The organism is Bacteroides sp. MSB163 (assembly GCF_036416795.1).
In the GTDB taxonomy this organism is placed as follows: domain Bacteria; phylum Bacteroidota; class Bacteroidia; order Bacteroidales; family Bacteroidaceae; genus Bacteroides; species Bacteroides maternus.
This window is the reverse complement of record NZ_CP143867.1, coordinates 1055017-1076793: the sequence shown is the minus strand read 5'-3', so window position 1 is coordinate 1076793 and position 21777 is coordinate 1055017. Positions and strand designations below refer to the sequence as shown.

General features: G+C 45.8%; 18 protein-coding genes. 15 read left to right on the top strand and 3 right to left on the bottom strand.

The features are described 5' to 3' along the window. The first annotated feature begins 7 nt into the window (after positions 1-7). Genes VYM24_RS03690 through VYM24_RS03680 form a run of 3 tightly spaced genes read left to right on the top strand, consistent with a single transcriptional unit; the run spans position 8 to position 3377 of the window. Positions 8-1270 carry a DUF6175 family protein gene (locus VYM24_RS03690; RefSeq protein WP_330941481.1) on the top strand — a complete coding sequence of 421 codons (1263 nt, stop codon included), beginning with the start codon at positions 8-10 and terminating at the stop codon, positions 1268-1270. An 11-nt stretch (positions 1271-1281) separates the two neighbouring features. Beyond that, complete coding sequence (locus tag VYM24_RS03685; RefSeq protein WP_330941480.1) at positions 1282-2415, top strand: hypothetical protein; 1134 nt, start codon at positions 1282-1284, stop codon at positions 2413-2415. A gap of 23 nt (positions 2416-2438) precedes the next feature. Next, on the top strand, positions 2439-3377 hold the full coding sequence (locus VYM24_RS03680) for a hypothetical protein (RefSeq protein ID WP_330941479.1): 939 nt from the start codon (positions 2439-2441) through the stop codon (positions 3375-3377). A gap of 87 nt (positions 3378-3464) precedes the next feature. Here VYM24_RS03680 and VYM24_RS03675 read toward each other — a convergent pair whose 3' ends face one another. Next, positions 3465-3863 (bottom strand): hypothetical protein, encoded by a 399-nt coding sequence (locus tag VYM24_RS03675; RefSeq protein ID WP_330941478.1) that lies wholly within the window; start codon positions 3861-3863, stop codon positions 3465-3467. A 137-nt stretch (positions 3864-4000) separates the two neighbouring features. Between VYM24_RS03675 and VYM24_RS03670 the strand changes: the two genes are divergently transcribed. From VYM24_RS03670 to VYM24_RS03620, 11 genes are all read left to right on the top strand, one after another. Beyond that, complete coding sequence (locus tag VYM24_RS03670) at positions 4001-4801, top strand: alpha/beta hydrolase (protein ID WP_330941477.1); 801 nt, start codon at positions 4001-4003, stop codon at positions 4799-4801. Positions 4802-4814: 13 nt separating this feature from the next. Next, positions 4815-5996: an esterase gene (locus VYM24_RS03665; RefSeq protein ID WP_330941476.1), complete on the top strand. Its 1182-nt coding sequence runs from the start codon at positions 4815-4817 to the stop codon at positions 5994-5996. 106 nt (positions 5997-6102) lie between these two features. Then, positions 6103-8436: a glycoside hydrolase family 3 N-terminal domain-containing protein gene (locus VYM24_RS03660; RefSeq protein WP_330941475.1), complete on the top strand. Its 2334-nt coding sequence runs from the start codon at positions 6103-6105 to the stop codon at positions 8434-8436. Between the two features lie 720 nt (positions 8437-9156). Further along, positions 9157-9624: a ribosome assembly cofactor RimP gene (rimP, locus tag VYM24_RS03655; RefSeq protein ID WP_007210917.1), complete on the top strand. Its 468-nt coding sequence runs from the start codon at positions 9157-9159 to the stop codon at positions 9622-9624. Positions 9625-9628: 4 nt separating this feature from the next. Next, a complete protein-coding gene (gene nusA / locus VYM24_RS03650) occupies positions 9629-10969 on the top strand; it encodes a transcription termination factor NusA (protein WP_217716185.1) in 1341 nt (446 codons plus the stop codon). A 68-nt stretch (positions 10970-11037) separates the two neighbouring features. Beyond that, positions 11038-14130 (top strand): translation initiation factor IF-2, encoded by a 3093-nt coding sequence (gene infB, locus VYM24_RS03645; protein ID WP_299091905.1) that lies wholly within the window; start codon positions 11038-11040, stop codon positions 14128-14130. Between the two features lie 124 nt (positions 14131-14254). After that, positions 14255-14761, top strand: a complete 507-nt coding sequence (locus tag VYM24_RS03640; protein ID WP_007210914.1) for a CvpA family protein — start codon at positions 14255-14257, stop codon at positions 14759-14761. Further along, on the top strand, positions 14761-16218 hold the full coding sequence (sufB, locus tag VYM24_RS03635) for a Fe-S cluster assembly protein SufB (RefSeq protein ID WP_007210913.1): 1458 nt from the start codon (positions 14761-14763) through the stop codon (positions 16216-16218). Before VYM24_RS03640 ends, sufB begins: the two co-directional genes overlap by 1 nt. A 113-nt stretch (positions 16219-16331) precedes the next feature. Further along, positions 16332-17084, top strand: coding sequence for a Fe-S cluster assembly ATPase SufC (gene sufC / locus VYM24_RS03630; RefSeq protein WP_025832420.1), 753 nt, complete (start codon positions 16332-16334; stop codon positions 17082-17084). A 3-nt stretch (positions 17085-17087) separates the two neighbouring features. Continuing rightward, complete coding sequence (gene sufD / locus VYM24_RS03625; RefSeq protein WP_299091892.1) at positions 17088-18431, top strand: Fe-S cluster assembly protein SufD; 1344 nt, start codon at positions 17088-17090, stop codon at positions 18429-18431. Between the two features lie 85 nt (positions 18432-18516). Beyond that, the gene (locus VYM24_RS03620) at positions 18517-19728 is read left to right on the top strand and encodes an aminotransferase class V-fold PLP-dependent enzyme (RefSeq protein WP_291550929.1); all 1212 of its coding nucleotides are present in this window, start codon (positions 18517-18519) and stop codon (positions 19726-19728) included. A 73-nt stretch (positions 19729-19801) separates the two neighbouring features. Here VYM24_RS03620 and VYM24_RS03615 read toward each other — a convergent pair whose 3' ends face one another. Both VYM24_RS03615 and VYM24_RS03610 read right to left on the bottom strand, forming a co-directional pair. Further along, positions 19802-20845 (bottom strand): CNNM domain-containing protein, encoded by a 1044-nt coding sequence (locus VYM24_RS03615; protein WP_291550931.1) that lies wholly within the window; start codon positions 20843-20845, stop codon positions 19802-19804. A gap of 87 nt (positions 20846-20932) precedes the next feature. After that, positions 20933-21244 carry a hypothetical protein gene (locus tag VYM24_RS03610; RefSeq protein ID WP_330941474.1) on the bottom strand — a complete coding sequence of 104 codons (312 nt, stop codon included), beginning with the start codon at positions 21242-21244 and terminating at the stop codon, positions 20933-20935. Positions 21245-21441: 197 nt separating this feature from the next. Between VYM24_RS03610 and VYM24_RS03605 the strand changes: the two genes are divergently transcribed. Then, on the top strand, positions 21442-21762 hold the full coding sequence (locus tag VYM24_RS03605; RefSeq protein WP_007210905.1) for a heavy metal-binding domain-containing protein: 321 nt from the start codon (positions 21442-21444) through the stop codon (positions 21760-21762). Positions 21763-21777: the final 15 nt, after the last annotated feature.

Genomic DNA, 21777 nt, shown 5'->3' with positions numbered 1-21777 from the left:
AGTTATTATGAAGCATTGTTTTATGTTTCTTTTGGGAATATTTCTGTCCGCCACTCTTTGCGGACAGAATTATTCCAGTGAAGTGGTCTTTCTGCAACAGCAGGGAAACACATTGACTGTCCGTGCCCTGGGTATCAGTGAGAAGAAGAAAGAGGCGGCAAATATGGCATTGAAGTCTGCCTTCTATACCTTATTTTATACGGGGGTGGATGGAGTCAATAAAGGAAATCCGATGATTTCTACTGCAAAACCTGACTATGACCGCCGCTTTTTCGATGAAAACCGTTATTCCGTGTTTGTTAAGGATTATACAATTACGGAGGGACCGGAAAAGCAAGGTAAGCAATACCGCTGCACGGTGGAAATGACTATTTTGTTCGATGCTTTGCAGAAAGATCTGAACCGGAATAAGGTGCAGACTAATCTTGGTATGGCAGTGGGTACCCCTGGCAGTCAGGTAAGTTTGCCTACGGTGACGGTGGTTCCTTATACCAGGGAAGATGAAGATATACGTGCTATTCTCGACCATAACCAGATGTTGAGTTATGCCGTGAGTAAGATGACCAGTGAGTTCAGTTCACGCGGATATAAGACGAAAGATTTCCTTGCCCAACTGAAACGGGCGAAACGGAATGACGTGCTGACAGCCGGTACTCAGTCTGATGCCGTAACTAAGATGATTCAGAATATGGGTGCGGATATCATTGTGACTGCCAAAGTAATGACAACCACTGATGCAAGACGCCAAAGCGAAGTGTCGCTGGAACTGACGGCAACTGAATTTCAGACGGCAGGCAATCTGGCAAGCGCCACTTTCCAAAGTGGTAGGTATGTCACCACAGATACCATCAAGCTGACGGACTATGCTCTTAAAAAGGTAAAAGATGAGTTTTTCACCAAGTTGCAGGCTTCTTTCAATGACATTGTGAAGAACGGTCGTGAGATGGCTATCCAAATGGTACTGGCGAAATCCATCACCGACTGGGACTTTGACCAGCTGTTGCCCGATGGAAGCGCAAGTTTCAAGACCGTATTGGAAGACTGGTTGCAGGTTCACGCTTTGAATGGTGTTTACGATATGAGCCGCAGCAACGACAAGGTGATCGATATGTCTGTACAAGTGCCAATTTGGGATGAAGCGCAGGGACGCGCTTATACCATTTCCCGCTTCAGTACCGAACTGAAGAACTTCCTCGATGAGAAATTAGGGGGAGAATATGTTGCCTCTGTAGTTACAATGGGGCAAGGGCTGACTGTAATCATTAAATAAATCTGCATTTTATGAAGAAGAATAGATTTCTATGGGCTTTATTGTTGCTCGTTTCGCTGGGTGCGGCGGCGCAGGATAACATTCATTTTGTGGCGGGTACGCCCACGCAGAAGGGATTAAGCCAGAAGAACATGGATGCGCTGAAACTGAAAGTGGAGCAAATTATTGCCCGCAATAATGCCGGAACTGCTTCACTTTACAATGCGTTTGTCATTCAGCCCGAACTTGTTCTCGGAGAGACGAAGAAGACGGAAGGATTACTGCGGGATGTGACGCTGGTTACAGGTGAATTTTCATTGACCGCCCGTAATAAATATGACGACAGCGTATATGGAACAGCCGTTATCGAGGTACAGGGAGACGCTACCGGAAGTAAGGACGATGCAATTGCTTCGCTTATCTCCGGTATCAAGGTTACTGATCCGGCTTTTGTGCGTTTCATCCGCACTACACGTAAGCGTATTGCTGATTTCTACCAGCAGAATTGTTCTGTCATCATTAAGAAAGCGGAGGTGCTGATAGATGCCGGGTTGCTGAATGAAGCCGCGGATTATTTATCTATAGTTCCCGAAACGGTGCCTTGCTACGATGAAGTGTTGGGGCTATTGCAAAAAATAGGGAAGCAGGAGCCGCAGGAATCGCCTGTCGCTTCTGAACCTGCTCCCGAAGAACCGGCTTCCCCGGAACCTGCTCCAGAAGTGCAACCTACTCCCGTTGCAGAGCCTGTGAGGTCTCCCGAACCGGTTGCCGTGCAGCCTGAGAAGTCTTCTTTGCCCGAATGTAAGATCTCGGTATCCTGCAATGACCTTTCTTTTGAACTGGTGTCTTGTGAGGGTAATGAAACGGCTGAAAGTATTCGTGTCTATGCCCGTTTCACCAATACAGGTGTGACGAATAACAGTGCGACTATTCGTATGACTTCGGCGATTGATCCGGATGGTGCGACCTTTACTAATTTCTCTCAGATAGAGACGAATGGCTGTACTTCCTGGACTTATGGAAACAAGATGCCGAAAGGTGTCAGAATAGGTAAGGTGTTCGAAATCAAAGGTGTCAGTACTCCTTGTGTCACACTTTCGTATGTAGAAATGACGGTGGATAACTGTAAAGTGATTATCCATAATCTGCCCGTTGATTGGAAATAAAGAAAGGAAAACCGCTTATGAAGATGAAAAGAATAGGAATTACGGTTGCCTTGTTTTTCTGCATGGGAACAGCTTCATTGTTTGCCCAGGCATATAAAGTCGTTGAAAAGAGCGATAAGAAAGCTCCCGTCTGGTATGAGTCTGCGGAGTCTGGCTATATCGTGGCTTCTGCTGAGACTGGTTCGATGGAAGAGGCGCGTCAGCAATGCCTGGAAAGTGTGAAGCGCCAGATTATTCAGGCTGTGGCACAGAATATCGAGTTCTCGGATTCGCATACAGTGAAACAGACTTCCGGTAACGGTGATCGTATCACGGAGTTTGTCGATCAGTATATGGCCGAAGGCTCTACCCGTGCGGCTTCTTTGCCTTTTATCAAGGGGATCTCACTTTCTAAAGTCGATGGTTCGTATTGGGAGAAACGCCGTGATAAGAAGTCCGGTAAGATAACGTACGCTTATGCGATACGCTATCCCTTCCCTGAAAGTGAACATAAAGCGTTGGTTCGTCAGTTCGAAGAGCAGGATCGTGCGATGGAAGACTTGATAAAGAAGATGGAAGAGCGTATTTCTGATATCTCTTCGGTGGAAGAAATAGACCAGTGCATCACAAAAATGCGTCCCGCCGCAGAATATTTCTTCGATAAGACACGCCGCGAATGGGCGGAAGGTGTTGTTCAGAACTACCGGAAATTGCCAACCTTTATCACTGCCGAAGGAAGGTCGGACGGCAAGGATGCTTATATAGTCTCCTTATTTATAAAAGGAAAGAAGATAACTACGGCTGCTATGCCGAAACTTACTTCTAACTGTGCTTCCCAGCTGAAAGCTGTGCCATGTGGCGAAGACATTCTGATAACTTATAATAGCGAAGACTGTCTGGAAGACGAAGAGAACTTTGTGGAACTGACATTTAAGATGCCGGGAAAATCACTGAAGCATAAGTTCTATTTTCAAGTGAAATAAGTTTTCACCACAGAGTAACACAGAGTCTCACTGAGTTTAATCTATTGAAATAAAACTCAGTGAGACTCTGTGTTACTCTGTGGTGAATTATTTTTGCGCCAGCTGTTTTATTTCCCCATTTTCTTTTTCAAACCGGTAGTTACCACCTTTTTCACTCAGTTCGAATAGGGATAGTTGATCCGTTGCTTTATCCACAATCAACAATGCGCTCTGTTCGGCAAAACGTTTCACATCCATACTGAATGGTTCTTCGGTTATTTTCTTATCCACCAGTACGCTGTCATTAATCATTAGTGACAGGGAATCTCCAATAAATCCTTTTTCCAGGGTGATGGTGTACGTTTCGATAAAGTTCCGGTCTTCATCTTTCTGCTTCTGCAAACGCAGGCTCATGTAAACGAAGATGACGACAACGAAAATAACTGCAAAGGCCAGGATGCCGTTGCCTACCATAAACTGTTTGTTGGTATTCAAGTGGTGTGCCATAATTGTAAGAAATTGAATGCTTGCGCAAATGTAATGATTAAAATTGAACGTATAGACAATCTTTTCAACAATTAAGAAGCAGCTCTTTGAAATTATTTGCCTAATATTGCAGCTACAAACCTTTAAACAAATATGCCATGAAAAGGAAAGTGACACTTCTGTTGTTATTATTCTGTATGTTTACCCTGCATGCACAGGAAGTATATAAAACTGTAAAAGACCTGTCGTATATTGCCAAGTCCGAGACTGACGCTTACCGGAAGGAACGTTGCAAACTGGATGTCTACTATCCGGTGGACAAAAAAGATTTTCCTACTATCGTATGGTTTCATGGCGGTGGTCTGGAAGGCGGTGGGAAGCATATCCCCCAGGAATTGATGAACAGAGGCTTTGCTGTGGTGGCGGTGAACTACCGTCTAAGTCCCAAGGCCAAGAATCCCGCTTATATTGAAGATGCTGCGGCTGCCGTGGCATGGACATTCAACCATATAGAAGAATACGGCGGCAGTAAAGACAAGATATTTGTTTCCGGACATTCCGCAGGCGGCTACCTTACACTGATATTGGCTATGGATAAGAAGTACATGGAAGCTTATGGTGCGGATGCCGATAAAGTGGCTGCTTATCTTCCCGTCAGCGGACAGACGGTGACTCATTTCACGATTCGTAAAGAACGCGGGTTGCCAAACGGTATTCCTATTATAGATGAATATGCCCCGGTGAACTGTGTGCGTAAAGATACCCCTCCTGTCATACTGATTACCGGAGACCGCAATCTGGAAATGGCGGATCGATGGGAAGAGAACGCCTTATTCGCTTCCGTAGCGAAGAATATCGGCAATAAGAAGGTGGCTCTGTATGAGTTGCAAGGCTTCAATCACGGCACAGTACTTGAACCTGCCTGTTTCCTGATTATAAACTATATCCGTGAACATTGATATATACATACTTATGAAAAGATTAACAGCTTTGATCGTCGCCTTGCTGATTGGCGTGACGATGTTTGCACAACAAGCCCTTTGGGGAAGTGCTCCCGTGGTATCTCCCGAGATTCATGACAACAATACCGTAACCTTCCGCTTCAAAGCACCAAAAGCGGTGAGAGTACAGCTTACAGGAGACTTCCTGCCTGTACAAAAGAATGCTAAGTTTGAGGCTCCCGGAATTGTGGATATGAAGGAAGGGCAGGAGAGTGTATGGGAATATACTACTCCCGAACCTCTGAAACCGGAGCTTTACAGCTACTCTTTCATAGTAGATGGCTTGCGGATGAACGATCCCGCCAATGTCTACCTGATCCGTGATGTGTCCACCTTAACCAACGTATTTATCATTGGCGGCGACCGTGCCGATTTTTATAAAGTCAATCCGGTGCCTCACGGAACTGTCTCCCGAATATGGTATGATAGTCCGGCACTTGGCCTGGAACGTCGTATGACGGTCTATACTCCTGCCGGTTATGAAACCGGCGGCAAACGCTATCCCGTGCTTTATCTCCTTCACGGAATGGGTGGCGATGAAGAAGCATGGATTTCTTTGGGTCGTACTGCACAGATATTGGACAACCTGATTGCACAGGGTAAAGCAAAGCCCATGATTGTAGTAATGCCGAACGGTAATGCTTCACAGGAAGCTGCTCCCGGAGAGTCATCCCGTGGAATGGTTCCCCCGACAATGCAGTTGCCCAAGACGATGGAGGGATCTTATGAACAAGCGTTTCCCGAGATCGTGAAGTTCATCGATAAAAACTATCGTACGATAAAGAGTAAATCCGGTCGTGCCATTGCCGGTTTGTCTATGGGTGGTTTCCATTCTTTGCATATTTCCAAGCAATATCCTGATATGTTCAATTATGTCGGACTGTTTTCCGCTGCCATTATGCCTAACAAAGAGGTGTCTTCACCGATATACGAGAACATGGAAGGAAAACTGAAAGTGCAGTTTGACAAGAACCCTGCCCTTTACTGGATTGCCATCGGTAAGACGGATTTCCTCTACAAAGCCAATGAGGAGTACCGTAAACTGCTGGATGAAAAGGGATATAAATATACCTATTACGAATCGGATGAAGGACATATCTGGAGGAACTGGCGTATTTATCTGACGGAGTTCGTTCCGATGTTGTTCAGGTAAGAGAAATACAGGAAATAACAAAACAATACCTAAAAAGCATCCTGTTATACCCTTGAGGATAACAGGATGTTCTTATCTTTGCCTGCTGAAACCCAAAAACAATACCATGAATAGAAAATTAATCTTATCCGCAGCCCTCTCCGGGCTGATGTTAACCGCTACGGCGCAAACTACAGTGGCTCCTGCCATCCCAAGAGATGGGAAAATAGAAAAGAAGGTAGAAGCCTTGCTCAAGAAGATGACCCTTGAAGAGAAGATTGGGCAGATGACAGAGCTTACCATTGACGTCATTACCAAACGTGATAATTCGACCCAAGAGTTTCAGATAGATGATGCTTTGCTGGATACCGTTATCGGCAAGTACAAGGTCGGCTCTATCCTGAATGTGCCCCAGGGCGTTGCCCAATCCAAAGAGAAGTGGGAGGAAATCATCCGGAAGATACAGGACAAATCGATGAAAGTGATGGGTATTCCTTGTATTTATGGTGTAGACCAGATACACGGAACAACTTATACATTGGGTGGAACCTTCTTCCCCCAGGGTATCAATATGGCAGCTACCTTCAACCGCGAACTGGTGCGTGAAGGCGCCCGCATCTCTGCTTATGAAACCAAGGCCGGAAGTATCCCCTGGACCTATGCTCCGGTGCTCGACCTGGCACGTGATGCCCGCTGGCCCCGTCATTGGGAGAACTACGGTGAAGATTGCTACGTGAATGCCGAAATGGGACGCGAAGCTGTAGTCGGTTTCCAGGGCAGTGATCCTAACCATATAGGAAAACAACAAGTAGCCGCCTGCATCAAGCATTATATGGGTTACGGTGTCCCTGTTTCCGGTAAAGACCGTACCCCTTCGTCCATCACCGTGCAGGATATGCGCGAGAAACATTTCGCTCCGTTCCTTAAAGGTATCAAGGCAGGTGCTTTGTCTGTGATGGTGAACTCTGCCATGAACAACGGGCTTCCTTTTCATGCCAACTATGAACTGCTGACCGAGTGGCTGAAAGAGGACTTGAACTGGGATGGCATGATTGTGACCGACTGGGCGGATATCAATAACCTCTATACCCGCGATAAGATTGCAGGCAGCAAGAAAGAGGCTATCAAGATAGCTATCAATGCTGGTATCGATATGTCGATGGTGCCTTATGAATGGAGTTTCTGTACATACCTGAAAGAGTTGGTGGAAGAAGGCGAAGTGCCGATGAGCCGTATTGACGATGCTGTACGCCGCGTGCTGCGCATGAAGTATCGCTTGGGCTTGTTCGAAACGCCTGCTTATAATCATACGGATTTCCCCCTGTTCGGAGGTAAAGAGCATGCCGCCGCCGCTTTGCAGGCTGCCGAAGAGTCTCTAGTCTTATTGAAGAATACCGATCACATCTTGCCGTTGCCCAAAGATAAAAAACTGCTGATTACAGGTCCTAATGCCAACTCCATGCGTACGCTCAACGGTGGCTGGTCTTACACTTGGCAAGGGCACAGGGCGGATGAATTAGCAGCGGATTATAACACCATTCTTGAATCGTTCACTCAGAAGTTCGGTGCTTCCAATATCATCTATGAGCCGGGTGTCACTTATAAGGAAGGTGGCGCATGGTGGGAAGAAAATGCTCCAGAGATAGATAAAGCCGTAGCTGCCGCCGCCAATGCGGATTATATCATCGCTTGTGTGGGTGAGAACTCCTATTGCGAAACTCCGGGTAACCTGAACAATCTCTTCCTTTCCGAAAGCCAACTCAATCTGGTGAAAGCATTGGCTGCCACCGGAAAACCGGTTATTTTGGTTCTGAACGAAGGCCGTCCGCGCATCGTCAACGAAATAGAACCGTTGGCAAAGGCTGTTGTCAACACCATGCTTCCGGGTAACTATGGGGGCGATGCTTTGGCGAACCTCGTGGCAGGAGACGCCAACTTCAGCGGTAAGATGCCTTATACTTATCCGAAGGAAATCAATTCACTGTTCACTTACGACTACAAGCCGTGCGAAGACCTTGAAAAGATGTCGGGTGCTTATGATTACGATGCCGTGATGTCCGTGCAATGGGCATTTGGTTACGGATTGAGCTACACTACCTATGCTTACAGCAACCTCAAAGCGGATAAAACCAACTTTACGGCTGACGATGTACTTACTTTCACCGTTGATGTGAAGAACACCGGTAACTGTATTGGCAAGGAAAGCGTTCTGCTGTTCAGCAGCGATCTGATCGCTTCCCTGACTCCTGATATCCGCCGCCTGCGTGCTTTCGAGAAAGTAGAACTGCAACCGGGAGAAACGAAAACCGTTACGCTGAAAGTAAAAGGCTCAGACCTTGCTTTCGTGGGTTATGATGGCAAATGGATTCTGGAAAAAGGTGACTTTCGCATACAGACGGGTAATCAAACTTTGAATATTACTTGTACGGATACCAGGAAATGGGATACGCCGAATAAATAAAAATATATAAAAGTTCAGGTACGTTTTACCTCCTATGGATAGAGCCAATAGTTCCCTTATTTCGAACTATTGGCTTTCTTTGTATGCAAAAAGATAGTAAAATGCCTGTATTACTTACGCTCCGTTTTTATAAAAGAGTGGAAATAGTATCTTGTTCTGTCTTATAAAGGAATATAAATACGGAATATTGAATAATATACAGTCATTATACGGACTTTATACAAGATAACTATACATCTTATGCCTCAAAACTATATATCTAATGTCTACTATCTATATATCTAACGCTTACGATCTATATATCTAATACTTGCCATCTATATATGGAACGCCTACGATCCATATATCCAATGCAAACCAACAGTTTATGGGCTCCAAGCCGCATGCGTTTTATTTTTCAGCATTGTCCGTATTTATGTATCCATCTGTCAGTCTGCCGGATACACTTTTTTACTTGCGTATTTCCATCCAGACCGGCGGAAGGACGGATATACGGCATTCTCCTTATGCATAAAATACAAAATGTCAGAATCCACCTTGCCATATCGAAGCGGTTTTACAGAAGTCATTTGCATTACTTTCTTCTTTCAGGAGCGTTAAATCATTCTTTTTTTCTCTAATATTTTGTAGTCGAATAGATTATTTATATCTTTGCAACCGCAATGGATGAAAGGTGGAGGGGCAATTAAGCTCCTTTTTTTGTTCTTATATAGTTAATCAATGGTAGAAAAGAAAACTGTTTGTCAGATTGTTGACGAGTGGCTGGACGGAAAAGAGTACTTTCTGGTGGAAGTAGCTATCAGCCCGGACGACAAGATTGTGGTGGAAATTGACCACAAAGAAGGGGTTTGGATTGAAGATTGTGTGGAGTTGAGCCGATACATCGAATCCAAGTTGAACCGTGAGGATGAGGATTATGAGTTGGAGGTAGGTTCTGCCGGTATCGGACAGCCATTTAAAGTGTTGCAACAGTACACCAACCACATCGGAAAAGAAGTGGAAGTGCTGAGAAAAGATGGACGCAAGTTGTGCGGCGTGCTGAAGGCGGCCGATGAACAGCATTTTACTGTAACTGTAGAGAAGAAAGTGAAACCCGAAGGAGCCAAGCGCCCCCAGCTGGTGCAGGAAGACGAAATGCTTGCGTATGATGAAATAAAATATACTAAATACTTAATCAGTTTTAAATAAGACTATGGCCAAGAAAGTAGAAACTATCAGCCTGATAGATACATTTTCGGAATTTAAGGAACTGAAAAATATCGATAGAACCACCATGGTGAGCGTGCTCGAAGAGTCGTTCCGTAGTGTGATCGCGAAGATGTTCGGCACCGATGAGAATTACGACGTAATTGTGAACCCGGACAAGGGCGACTTCGAAATATGGCGCAACCGTGAAGTAGTGGCGGATGAAGACCTGGAAAATCCGAACTTGCAGATTGCATTATCGGAAGCACAGAAAATAGATGCTTCTTATGAAGTGGGCGAGGAAGTGACGGATGAAGTAATCTTCGCGAACTTCGGACGACGTGCCATCCTGAACCTGCGTCAGACGTTGGCCTCTAAAATATTGGAACTGGAAAAAGACAGTATCTATAATAAATATATTGATAAGGTGGGTAATATCATCAATGCAGAAGTATACCAGATATGGAAGAAGGAAATGCTGCTGCTCGACGATGAAGGAAACGAATTACTGCTGCCCAAGACGGAACAGATTCCGAGCGATTTCTATCGCAAGGGAGAAACGGCGCGTGCCGTGGTGGCCCGTGTGGACAACAAGAATAATAATCCGAAGATTATCCTTTCCCGTACATCGCCTGTATTTCTGCAGCGTCTGTTCGAGATGGAAGTACCCGAAATCAATGACGGACTGATTACCATTAAGAAGATTGCCCGTATCCCCGGTGAGCGTGCCAAGATTGCCGTTGAGTCGTACGACGACCGTATCGACCCGGTAGGTGCCTGCGTAGGTGTGAAGGGTAGCCGTATTCATGGCATTGTTCGTGAGTTGCGCAACGAGAATATTGACGTAATCAACTATACGTCCAATATCCAGTTGTTTATTCAGCGTGCCCTCAGCCCCGCGAAGATATCTTCTATTCGTCTGAATGAAGAGGAACGTAAGGCAGAAGTATTTCTGAGGCCTGAAGAGGTTTCGCTGGCTATTGGTAAAGGCGGTTTGAATATCAAACTTGCCAGTATGTTGACCGAGTACACCATTGACGTATTCCGTGAGTTGGATCAGGCTGTTGAGGATGAAGATATCTATCTGGATGAGTTCAGAGACGAAATCGACGGTTGGGTGATTGATGCCATCAAGTCGATTGGTATCGATACAGCGAAGGCCGTGTTGAACGCTCCGCGCGAGTTGTTGATTGAAAAGACTGACTTGGAAGAAGAAACGGTGGATGAGGTATTACGCATTTTAAGTTTGGAGTTTGAAGAAGGCGAACCCGAATTGGATCCGGCACCTGAGGTTATGCCTGAGACAGAGCCCGAGGTTGCCCCTGAGGCAGAGCCCGAGGCGGAATAAAGTGTCTGTTGACATCTGTTTCTGTTTGCACTAACTTCTTTCTCCACATTATTCATTAATTTTTTAGTATGACGATAAGGTTAAATAAAGTAACAAGAGATTTGAATGTAGGAATTTCAACGGTCGTTGAGTTCTTGCAGAAGAAAGGATTTGCCGTTGAGGCAAACCCCAACACAAAAATTAACGAGGAGCAATATGCCTTGCTCGTGAAAGAGTTCAGTACAGATAAGAATCTTAGACTTGAATCGGAACGTTTCATTCAGGAACGGCAGAATAAAGACCGTAACAAAGCATCGGTATCTATCGATGGTTACGAGGCTGAGACTACGGAGAAACCGAAAGTTGAAGAAATAAAGACAGTTGTCCCCGAAGATGCACGTCCGAAGTTTAAACCTGTCGGAAAAATAGACTTGGATAAACTGAACCGGAAACCGGTAGTAGAAAAAGTGGAAGAAAAGAAAGTGGAAACATCTGCGCCTGTGGTAAAGGAAGAACCTAAACCGCAGCCCAAACCGGAACCGAAGCCTGAGTTCAGACCGGAACCGAAACCGGAACCCAGACCGGAATTAAAGCCCGAACCGAAGCCAGCTCCGGCTCCCGAACCGGTTCCTGTGGTGAAAGAAGAACCGAAGCCGGCAGTCGTTGCAGAAAAACCTGCACCCAAACCCGCTCCGGCAGTAGCGAAAGAAGTAGTGAAAAAAGAAACACCTGCTCCCGCGGCACCTGTCCGGGAAGAGGAGAAACCGGCTGTGGCAGAAGAAGCGCCTGCAAAGAGTGGTGAAGCGGAAATCTTCACAATTCACAAGCCGGAGTTTGTTTCTAAGATCAATATCATCGGTCAGATTGATCTGGCGACATTGAACCAGTCTACACGCCCTAAGAAGAAATCCAAAGAGGAGAAACGTAAGGAGCGTGAAGAGAAGGAGAAGATTCGTCAGGATCAGAAGAAGCTGATGAAAGAGGCGATCATCAAAGAAATCCGTCGCGAAGACATCAAAGCGAAGGATGGCAAGGAGAAAGATGCCGATGCCAACGCCAACAAGAAGAAACGTCTCCGCATTAATAATAAGGAGAAGGTGGATATCAACAACGCATCCAACTTCCAGCGTGGAGGCGACAACCGTGGTGGAGGTAAAGGATCTCATGCCGGTGGTGGTCAGCAAGGTGCCGGTGGTGGTAATAATCACCAAGGTGGCAACAAGAACAATCGTAACAACAATAACAGGGATCGTTTCAAGAAACCGGTCATCAAGCAGGAGGTTAGCGAGGAAGATGTAGCTAAGCAGGTAAAAGAAACCTTGGCACGCCTCACTTCCAAAGGTAAGAGCAAGACTTCCAAATACCGTAAGGACAAGCGCGATATAGCGAACAGCCGTATGCAGGAGCAGGAAGACCGCGAAATGGCGGACAGCAGAGTGCTGAAGATAACGGAATTCGTGACTGCCAACGAGTTGGCAAGCATGATGGATATTTCCGTGACGCAGGTCATCGCTACTTGTATGAGTATCGGTATCATGGTGTCTATTAACCAGCGTCTGGATGCTGAAACCATCAATCTGGTGGCGGAAGAGTTCGGATACAAGACTGAATATGTCAGTGCGGAAGTGGCGCAGGCCATTGTAGAAGAGGAGGATTCTGAAGAGGATCTGGAACCGCGCGCACCGATTGTTACCGTCATGGGTCACGTAGACCACGGTAAGACATCATTGCTCGACTATATCCGTAAGGCGAACGTTATTGCCGGTGAAGCCGGTGGTATCACGCAGCACATCGGTGCTTACAACGTGAAACTGGAAGACGGACGTAAGATTACGTTCCTCGATACTCCGGGTCATGAGGCGTTTACCGCTATGCGTGCCCGTGGTGCGAAGGTGACGGACGTGGTTATCATTATTGTCGCTGCCGATGATAACGTGATGCCGCAAACGAAGGAAGCTATCAACCATGCTATGGCTGCCGGTGTACCTATCGTATTTGCAATTAACAAGATTGATAAACCGACTGCCAATGCTGACAAGATTAAGGAAGAACTGGCAGGTATGAACTATCTCGTTGAAGAATGGGGCGGCAAATATCAATCGCAAGATATCTCGGCCAAGAAAGGCTTGGGTGTGAAAGAACTGTTGGAGAAAGTATTGCTGGAAGCAGAAATGCTTGATCTGAAAGCAAACCCGAACCGTAAGGCGACAGGTTCCATCATCGAGTCTTCATTGGACAAAGGACGTGGTTACGTAGCTACCATGCTGGTATCAAACGGTACACTTCAGGTGGGAGACATTGTACTGGCAGGTACAGCATATGGTAAGGTGAAAGCTATGTTCAACGAACGCAACCAGCGTCTGAAAGAGGCCGGACCGTCTGAGCCGGTATTGATTCTGGGATTGAACGGTGCACCTGCTGCCGGTGATACGTTCCACGTAATCGATACGGAACAGGAAGCACGTGAAATCGCTAACAAACGTGAACAGTTGCAACGTGAACAAGGTCTGCGTACTCAGAAGATGCTTACTTTGGATGAAGTTGGCCGTCGTCTGGCACTGGGTGACTTCCATGAACTGAATGTTATCGTTAAGGGTGACGTGGACGGTTCTGTTGAGGCGTTGAGCGATTCACTGATCAAGCTGTCTACAGAGCAGGTACAGGTAAATGTAATCCATAAAGGCGTTGGAGCTATTTCCGAATCCGATGTTTCACTGGCTGCCGCTTCGGATGCTATCATCATCGGCTTCCAGGTGCGTCCGTCGAATGCCGCTGCAAAGATGGCAGAGAACGAAGGTGTGGATATCCGCAAGTACTCAGTGATTTACGACGCTATCGAAGAGGTGAAGGCCGCTATGGAAGGTATGTTGGCACCGCAGGTGAAGGAGCAGGTAACTGCAACCATCGAGGTACGCGAGGTGTTCAATATCACCAAGGTAGGTCTTGTAGCCGGTGCGGTAGTGAAGACCGGAAAGGTGAAACGCAGCGACAAGGCCCGTTTGATCCGCGACGGTATCGTAATCTTTACCGGTTCTATCAATGCTTTGAAACGTTTCAAGGACGACGTGAAGGAAGTAGGTACCAACTTCGAGTGCGGTATCAGCCTGACGAACTGCAATGATATCAAGGTAGGCGATATGATCGAATCTTACGAAGAAATAGAAGTAAAACAGACTCTTTGACAGTTGACAGTTGATAATTGACAATTGACAATTATCTGTAAAATGGACTTAGCAATGGATAGTTGGTAGTTGATAATAAAAGGAATTGTCAATTGTCAATTATCCATTGTCAATTTATATAGTTATGACAATAATAGATATCATCCTGTTGGTGGTGATTGGTGCGGGAGCGGTCATCGGTTTTATAAAAGGCTTCATCAAGCAACTGGCATCCATTCTCGGATTGATTGTTGGATTGCTGGCTGCAAAAGCACTGTATGTGTCGGTGGCGGAGAGAGTCTTTTCTAAGATAACGGACTCTATGACGTTTGCACAGATATTGGCGTTTGTTGTAATCTGGATAGTGGTTCCGTTGTTGTTCCTGCTGGTAGCGGCTTTGCTGACGAAGGCGATGGAAGCAGTCTCGCTCGGTTGGCTGAATCGCTGGCTGGGTGCCGGACTGGGCGCGTTGAAGTTTCTGCTGCTGGTGAGTCTGCTTATCTGTGTTGTCGAGTTTATCGACTCGGACAATACGATGATTGATAGAACAATGAAGGAGGAATCCGTGTTATATTATCCTATAGAGTCGTTTGCGGGAATGTTTTTCCCGGCTGCAAAAGAAGTTACAGAACAATATATACTTAATACATAATGCAACCCGAAGAACCCAATAAATATGTAAAGGAACTAACGCAGGAGAAGTACAAGTACGGCTTCACCACCGACGTACATACGGAAGTCATTGAGCGTGGGCTGAATGAAGATGTTGTACGGCTGATCTCTGCGAAGAAGAACGAGCCGGAATGGCTGTTGGAGTTCCGTCTGAAAGCATATCGTCACTGGTTGACGATGGAGATGCCTACATGGGCGCATCTCCGTATTCCTGAGATAGATTATCAGGCTATTTCCTACTATGCCGATCCGTTGGCGAAGAAGAAAGATGCGCCTAAGAGTATGGACGAAGTAGACCCAGAGTTGATAAAAACCTTCAATAAGCTGGGCATCCCCCTGGAAGAACAGATGGCGTTGAGTGGCATGGCAGTGGATGCCGTGATGGACTCCGTATCTGTGAAAACTACGTTTAAGGAAACGTTGATGGAGAAAGGAATTATTTTCTGTTCCATTAGTGAAGCCGTACGTGAGCATCCGGATTTGGTGCAGAAGTATCTTGGTTCCGTAGTGGGCTATCGTGACAACTTCTTTGCCGCACTGAACTCGGCGGTATTCTCCGACGGTTCGTTTGTATATATCCCGAAAGGGGTACGCTGCCCGATGGAGTTGTCCACGTATTTCCGTATCAATGCGCGTAATACAGGCCAGTTTGAGCGGACGCTGATTGTAGCGGATGATGATTCGTATGTTTCCTATCTGGAAGGTTGTACGGCTCCGATGCGTGATGAGAATCAGTTGCATGCCGCTATCGTGGAGATTGTGGTGCACGAGCGTGCCGAAGTGAAGTACAGCACCGTACAGAACTGGTATCCGGGTGATGCCGAAGGTAAAGGCGGTGTTTATAACTTTGTTACGAAACGTGGTAACTGCAAAGGTGCGAACAGTAAGCTCTCTTGGACACAGGTGGAGACAGGATCGGCTATTACGTGGAAATACCCTTCCTGCATTCTGACTGGAGATAACTCTTCGGCTGAATTCTACAGTGTGGCGGTGACGAACAACTACCAACAGGCGGATACGGGTACGAAGATGATTCATCTGGGTAAGAATACCAGCAGTACCATTGTCAGCAAAGGTATCTCTGCCGGACATAGTGAGAACTCTTACCGTGGTCTGGTGCGTGTAGCTCAAAAGGCGGATAATGCGCGTAACTATAGTCAGTGCGATTCTCTGTTGCTGGGTGATAAGTGTGGTGCGCATACCTTCCCGTATATGGATATCCATAATGAGACGGCGGTTGTGGAGCATGAGGCGACTACCAGTAAGATCAATGAAGACCAGATCTTCTATTGCAACCAGCGTGGTATTTCTACGGAGGACGCAGTTGGGCTGATTGTGAACGGTTATGCTAAGGAAGTGCTTAATAAGCTGCCTATGGAGTTTGCGGTAGAGGCTCAGAAGTTGTTGGCAATTTCGCTGGAAGGCAGCGTAGGATAAATGAAGAGTTAAGAATGAAGAATGAAGAATTAAAATAAAACGATGAAGAGTTAGGAGTGGAGAATGTTGCGATATTCTTCATTCTTAATTCTTCATTCTTAATTTAATAGATTATGTTAGAGATAAAAGACCTGCATGCCAGTGTAAATGGTAAAGAGATATTGAAAGGCATCAACCTGTCGGTAAGAGCAGGTGAGGTGCATGCTATTATGGGACCGAACGGTTCCGGAAAAAGTACTCTTTCGGCTGTATTGGTAGGTAATCCTGCCTTTGAGGTGACGAAGGGAAGCGTGACTTTCTGCGGTAAGAACCTGTTGGACTTTTCACCGGAAGACCGTAGTCACGAGGGTATCTTCCTCAGCTTCCAGTATCCGGTAGAAATTCCGGGTGTGAGTATGGTTAACTTTATGCGTGCAGCGGTGAATGAGCAACGTAAATACAATCATTTGCCCGCTCTCAGTGCAAGCGAGTTCCTGAAGTTGATGCGTGAAAAGCGTGCCATTGTGGAACTGGACAATAAACTGGCTAACCGTTCGGTGAATGAAGGTTTCTCCGGTGGAGAGAAGAAGCGGAATGAAATCTTCCAGATGGCGATGCTGGAACCGAAATTGAGTATTCTGGATGAAACGGATTCCGGGCTGGATATCGATGCTTTGCGTATCGTAGCCGAAGGTGTGAACAAGTTGAAAACACCGGAGAACAGCACCATTGTCATCACTCACTACCAACGCTTACTGGATTATATCAAACCTGACGTCGTACATGTGCTTTACAAAGGTCGTATCGTGAAGACGGCGGGACCGGAATTGGCGCTGGAACTGGAAGAGAAGGGGTATGATTGGATTAAGAAGGAGTTGGGAGAATAAATTATGAATGCAGAACAACAATACATAGATCTTTTCTCCCAGACGGAAGCTATGATATGCCAGCACAGTGCCGAGGTGCTGAATACCTCTCGTGCCACTGCGTTTGCCGACTTCGAGCGGCTTGGCTTTCCTACCCGTAAGCAGGAGAAATATAAATATACCGATGTCAGCAAGTTCTTTGAACCGGACTATGGGTTGAACCTGAACCGTCTGGATATTCCGGTAAATCCCTATGAAGTATTCAAATGCGATGTACCCAATATGAGTACGTCCCTCTACTTTGTAGTGAATGATGCTTTTTACAATAAAGCGCTACCTGCTTCACATCTGCCCGAAGGAGTCATCTTCGGTAGTTTGAAGGAGATGGCGGCGAAGCATCCGGAACTGGTAAAGAAGTACTATGGCAAGCTGGCAGACACTTCAAAAGACGGAGTGACAGCATTCAACACAGCTTTTGCACAAGACGGTGTGCTGTTGTATATACCTAAGAACGTCGCTTTGGAACGTCCCATTCAGTTGGTAAACATCCTGCGTGGTGACGTGAACTTCTTGGTGAACCGCCGGGTATTGATTGTATTGGAAGATGGCGCACAGGCACGCATGCTGGTGTGCGACCATGCCATGGATGCCGTGAATTTCCTGGCAACCCAGGTAATAGAAGTATTCGTAGGTGAGAATGCTGTCTTTGATCTTTACGAACTCGAAGAAACGCATACAAGTACCGTACGTATCAGTAATATGTATGTGAAGCAGGAAGCCAACAGCAATGTATTGCTGAATGGCATGACCTTGCATAACGGCACTTCCCGCAACACCACTGAAGTATTGCTGGCAGGTGAAGGCGCCGAAATCAACCTTTGCGGTATGGTCATTGCAGATAAGAATCAGCATGTAGACAACAATACAAGTATCGATCATGCCGTACCTAACTGTACCAGCAATGAGCTCTTCAAGTATGTGCTCGATGACCAGTCAGTCGGTGCATTTGCCGGTTTGGTATTGGTGCGCCCGGATGCGCAACATACCAATTCGCAACAAACGAACCGGAATCTTTGTGCTACCCGTGAAGCACGTATGTATACGCAGCCGCAACTGGAAATTTATGCCGATGATGTAAAGTGTAGTCATGGCGCTACCGTTGGTCAGTTGGACGAAAATGCACTCTTCTATATGCGCCAGCGCGGTATTCCGGCACGTGAAGCCCGCTTATTGCTGATGTTCGCCTTCGTAAACGAAGTAATCGATACCATCCGTCTGGATGTATTGAAAGATCGCTTACATCTCTTGGTAGAGAAACGTTTCCGTGGTGAACTGAATAAGTGCCAGGGCTGTGCGATATGCAAATAAATGAAGAATTAAGAATGAAGAATTACCATGCGGCATGACATGGCGCAGCCAATTCTTCATTCATCATTCATAATTCTAAGCTAATATGGATATTCAAAAGATAAGAGCCGATTTTCCGATACTATCCCGTGAAGTGTACGGCAAACCATTGGTCTATTTGGATAATGGGGCGACGACACAGAAGCCCCGCTGTGTAGTGGATGCCATAACGGATGAATATTATTCTGTCAATGCCAATGTGCATCGTGGCGTACACTTTCTGTCGCAACAGGCAACGGAACTGCACGAGGCAAGTCGAGAGACAGTGCGAAAGTTTATCAATGCCGGTTCTATAAATGAAATCGTATTTACACGGGGAACCACGGAAAGCATCAATCTGTTAGCCTCCAGCTTCGGTGAAGCATTCCTGCATCCGGGTGATGAAGTGATTGTTTCCGTAATGGAACATCATAGTAACATCGTCCCCTGGCAACTGCTGGCCGAACGGAAATGCATCAATCTGAAGGTTATTCCGATGAACGACCGCGGCGAACTCCTGATGGATGAATACGAGAAGCTTTTCACTGACCGGACGAAGATTGTGAGCGTAGTACATGTGTCCAATGTTCTGGGTACGTTCAATCCTATCAAGGAAATGATTAAGATTGCCCATAAGCATGATGTACCTTTTCTGGTAGATGCGGCACAATCCATTCCTCACATTGCAGTGGACGTGCAGGATCTGGATGCTGATTTCCTTGTATTCTCCGGTCATAAAGTGTATGGGCCTACCGGTGTGGGCGTGCTTTATGGTAAGGAAGAATGGCTGGATAAGTTACCTCCTTATCAAGGCGGCGGTGAGATGATAAAGCATGTATCTTTTGAACGTACTACCTTCAATGAATTGCCATTTAAGTTCGAAGCCGGTACTCCTGACTATATCGGTACTACGGGACTGGCGAAAGCTCTCGATTATGTTTCTGCCATTGGCATGGATCAGATTGCCGCTTATGAGCATGAATTGACGGAATATGCCACACAGCGATTGAAAACAATCCCTGGTATGCGCATCTTTGGTGAAGCAGCTGCGAAAGGGAGTGTCATCTCTTTCCTTGTGGGTGATATTCATCACTTCGATATGGGCACATTGCTCGATCGTCTCGGTATTGCCGTACGTACAGGACACCATTGCGCCCAACCGCTGATGCAACGCCTCGGCATAGAAGGAACAGTGCGTGCTTCCTTTGGAATCTATAATACAAAAGAAGAAATCGATGTCTTGGTGACAGGTATCGAACGTGTCGGTAAGATGTTTTGATTAGCGATTAGGGGGTAGTGATTAGTGATTGGCGCTATGCGGATGGTTATCACTAATCACTACCCCCTAATCGCTAATCATTAATTTTCGCCTCTGCCAGCTTCTTCTGCCACTTATCCCGTGCCAGTTTCTGCATATCCGTTACGGAGTCTTTTTCATCCACAATCTCAAAACCTAAGGCTGTTTCGATAATATCCTCCATTGTGACAATTCCCCAGAAGCAGCCATATTCATCAATCAAGATTGAAATATGCTCTTTCTTTTCAAGCATCTGTTCCCAAACCGTGGAAACAGGACTATTTTCCGGGAAGGAAAGGATAGGGCGGGCCACATCCTTCAGACACATATCGAATCTGTCTTCTGCTAACTTTTCGAGTACAGTCTGCCGCAACACATATCCTGTGATATAATCTTCGCTATCATTATAAATTGGAATACGAGAGTAAAACTTATACTTTCCATCCTGATAGAACTCTTTCAGAGACATACTTTCGGGAGCTGTTGCCACTACAGTACGGGGAGTCATAATGGATTGTGATTTTACTTTATCCAGTTTAATGAGGTTTTGTATCATCTTGTTTTCTTTCATCTGGAAAACACCTTCTTCTACCCCGATGGAAATCATAGCCGAAACCTCTTCGCGGCTTACGGATAATTCTTGTTTGCCAGAAGAAAACAGACGGGTAATCAGCTCGGACAACCACACCAGGGGATAACAGATAATAATAAGGAAATTAATGATACGGGCTGATGGAAGTGCCAGTGTGCGCCAGTAGCAGGCGCCTATCGTTTTAGGAATGATCTCTGAGAGAACGAGAATTAAGATAGTCAGTATGGCGGAGATTACACCGAAGTAAGCTTCTCCGAATATCTTTACTGCTTCGGCACCGACACCGGCCGCACCCACGGTGTGGGCAATGGTATTCAGAGATAATATGGCGGCAATAGGCCGGTCGATGTCTTGTTTGAACTTCTTTAATAAAATAGCGCTTTTCCCGTGTGTTTTCTCTTTGGTGGAGATGTACGACATTGGGGTAGATAATAAAACTGCTTCAAGGATGGAGCATAAAAATGATAATGATAATGCAATGGTTAAATATAATATAACAAGTCCCATATATAAGTTTATTAATTAGACATAGCGGAACGAATGTATGATTCGTCCCGGATAGAATATAAAAATACGGTAATAGAAGGACTTGTGCTAAAGCCGGTATATACAAAGTAGGGAGCGTTCGGGTGAATATACGCTCCTGAGGTTGCACGGTTGGCTACCGTCACTATATTGATATAAATTAGTATTCTCAGTAGAGAAAATATAAGTAGTCGTAGTCTCTGCACAGAGCTTACGCGCACGGTTTAAAGAAAGTGTACGTGAGATAACAGCTTCATCGTTAAACTCTTCAGGCGAATGATGCTCATTTTGTTCGATGCAAAGAAAGGGAGGTTCGTTCTCGGAAAAGGAATTATAATCTTCTGGTTGCAGAGCAAAAAGCACTACGACCAGATACATCATTATTTTAAATATAAAATGCTTTGTTTCCATTTCTTCGGCACAAAGATAGATAAATGCTGACTTTGCTCATATATAGGTGCTCTCTTTTTTGTTTTTTTATTATAATGAAGAGGTATAAAAGCTCTCGCTACTGCAACTTTTCGTTCTATTCGTGCGTCTAATAGGGTACAAATAACTTAAATAAATAGAGAAAGATTATGTTAGTAACAACAACCCCAACTATCGAGGGTGGACGTATCACCCGCTATTACGGTATCGTTTCAGGCGAGACGATTATCGGTGCCAATGTATTCCGTGACTTTTTTGCCAGCATCCGCGATGTAGTGGGCGGACGTAGCGGCTCTTATGAGGAAGTGCTGCGCGAAGCGAAAGATATCGCCCTGCGTGAAATGCAGGAACACGCCAGAGCTCTCGGAGCAAATGCCGTGATAGGCGTGGATTTGGACTATGAAACTGTAGGTGGAAGCGGTAGTATGCTGATGGTAACCGCTTGCGGTACGGCTGTGACAGTAGAATAGTAAATACAGGAGGAA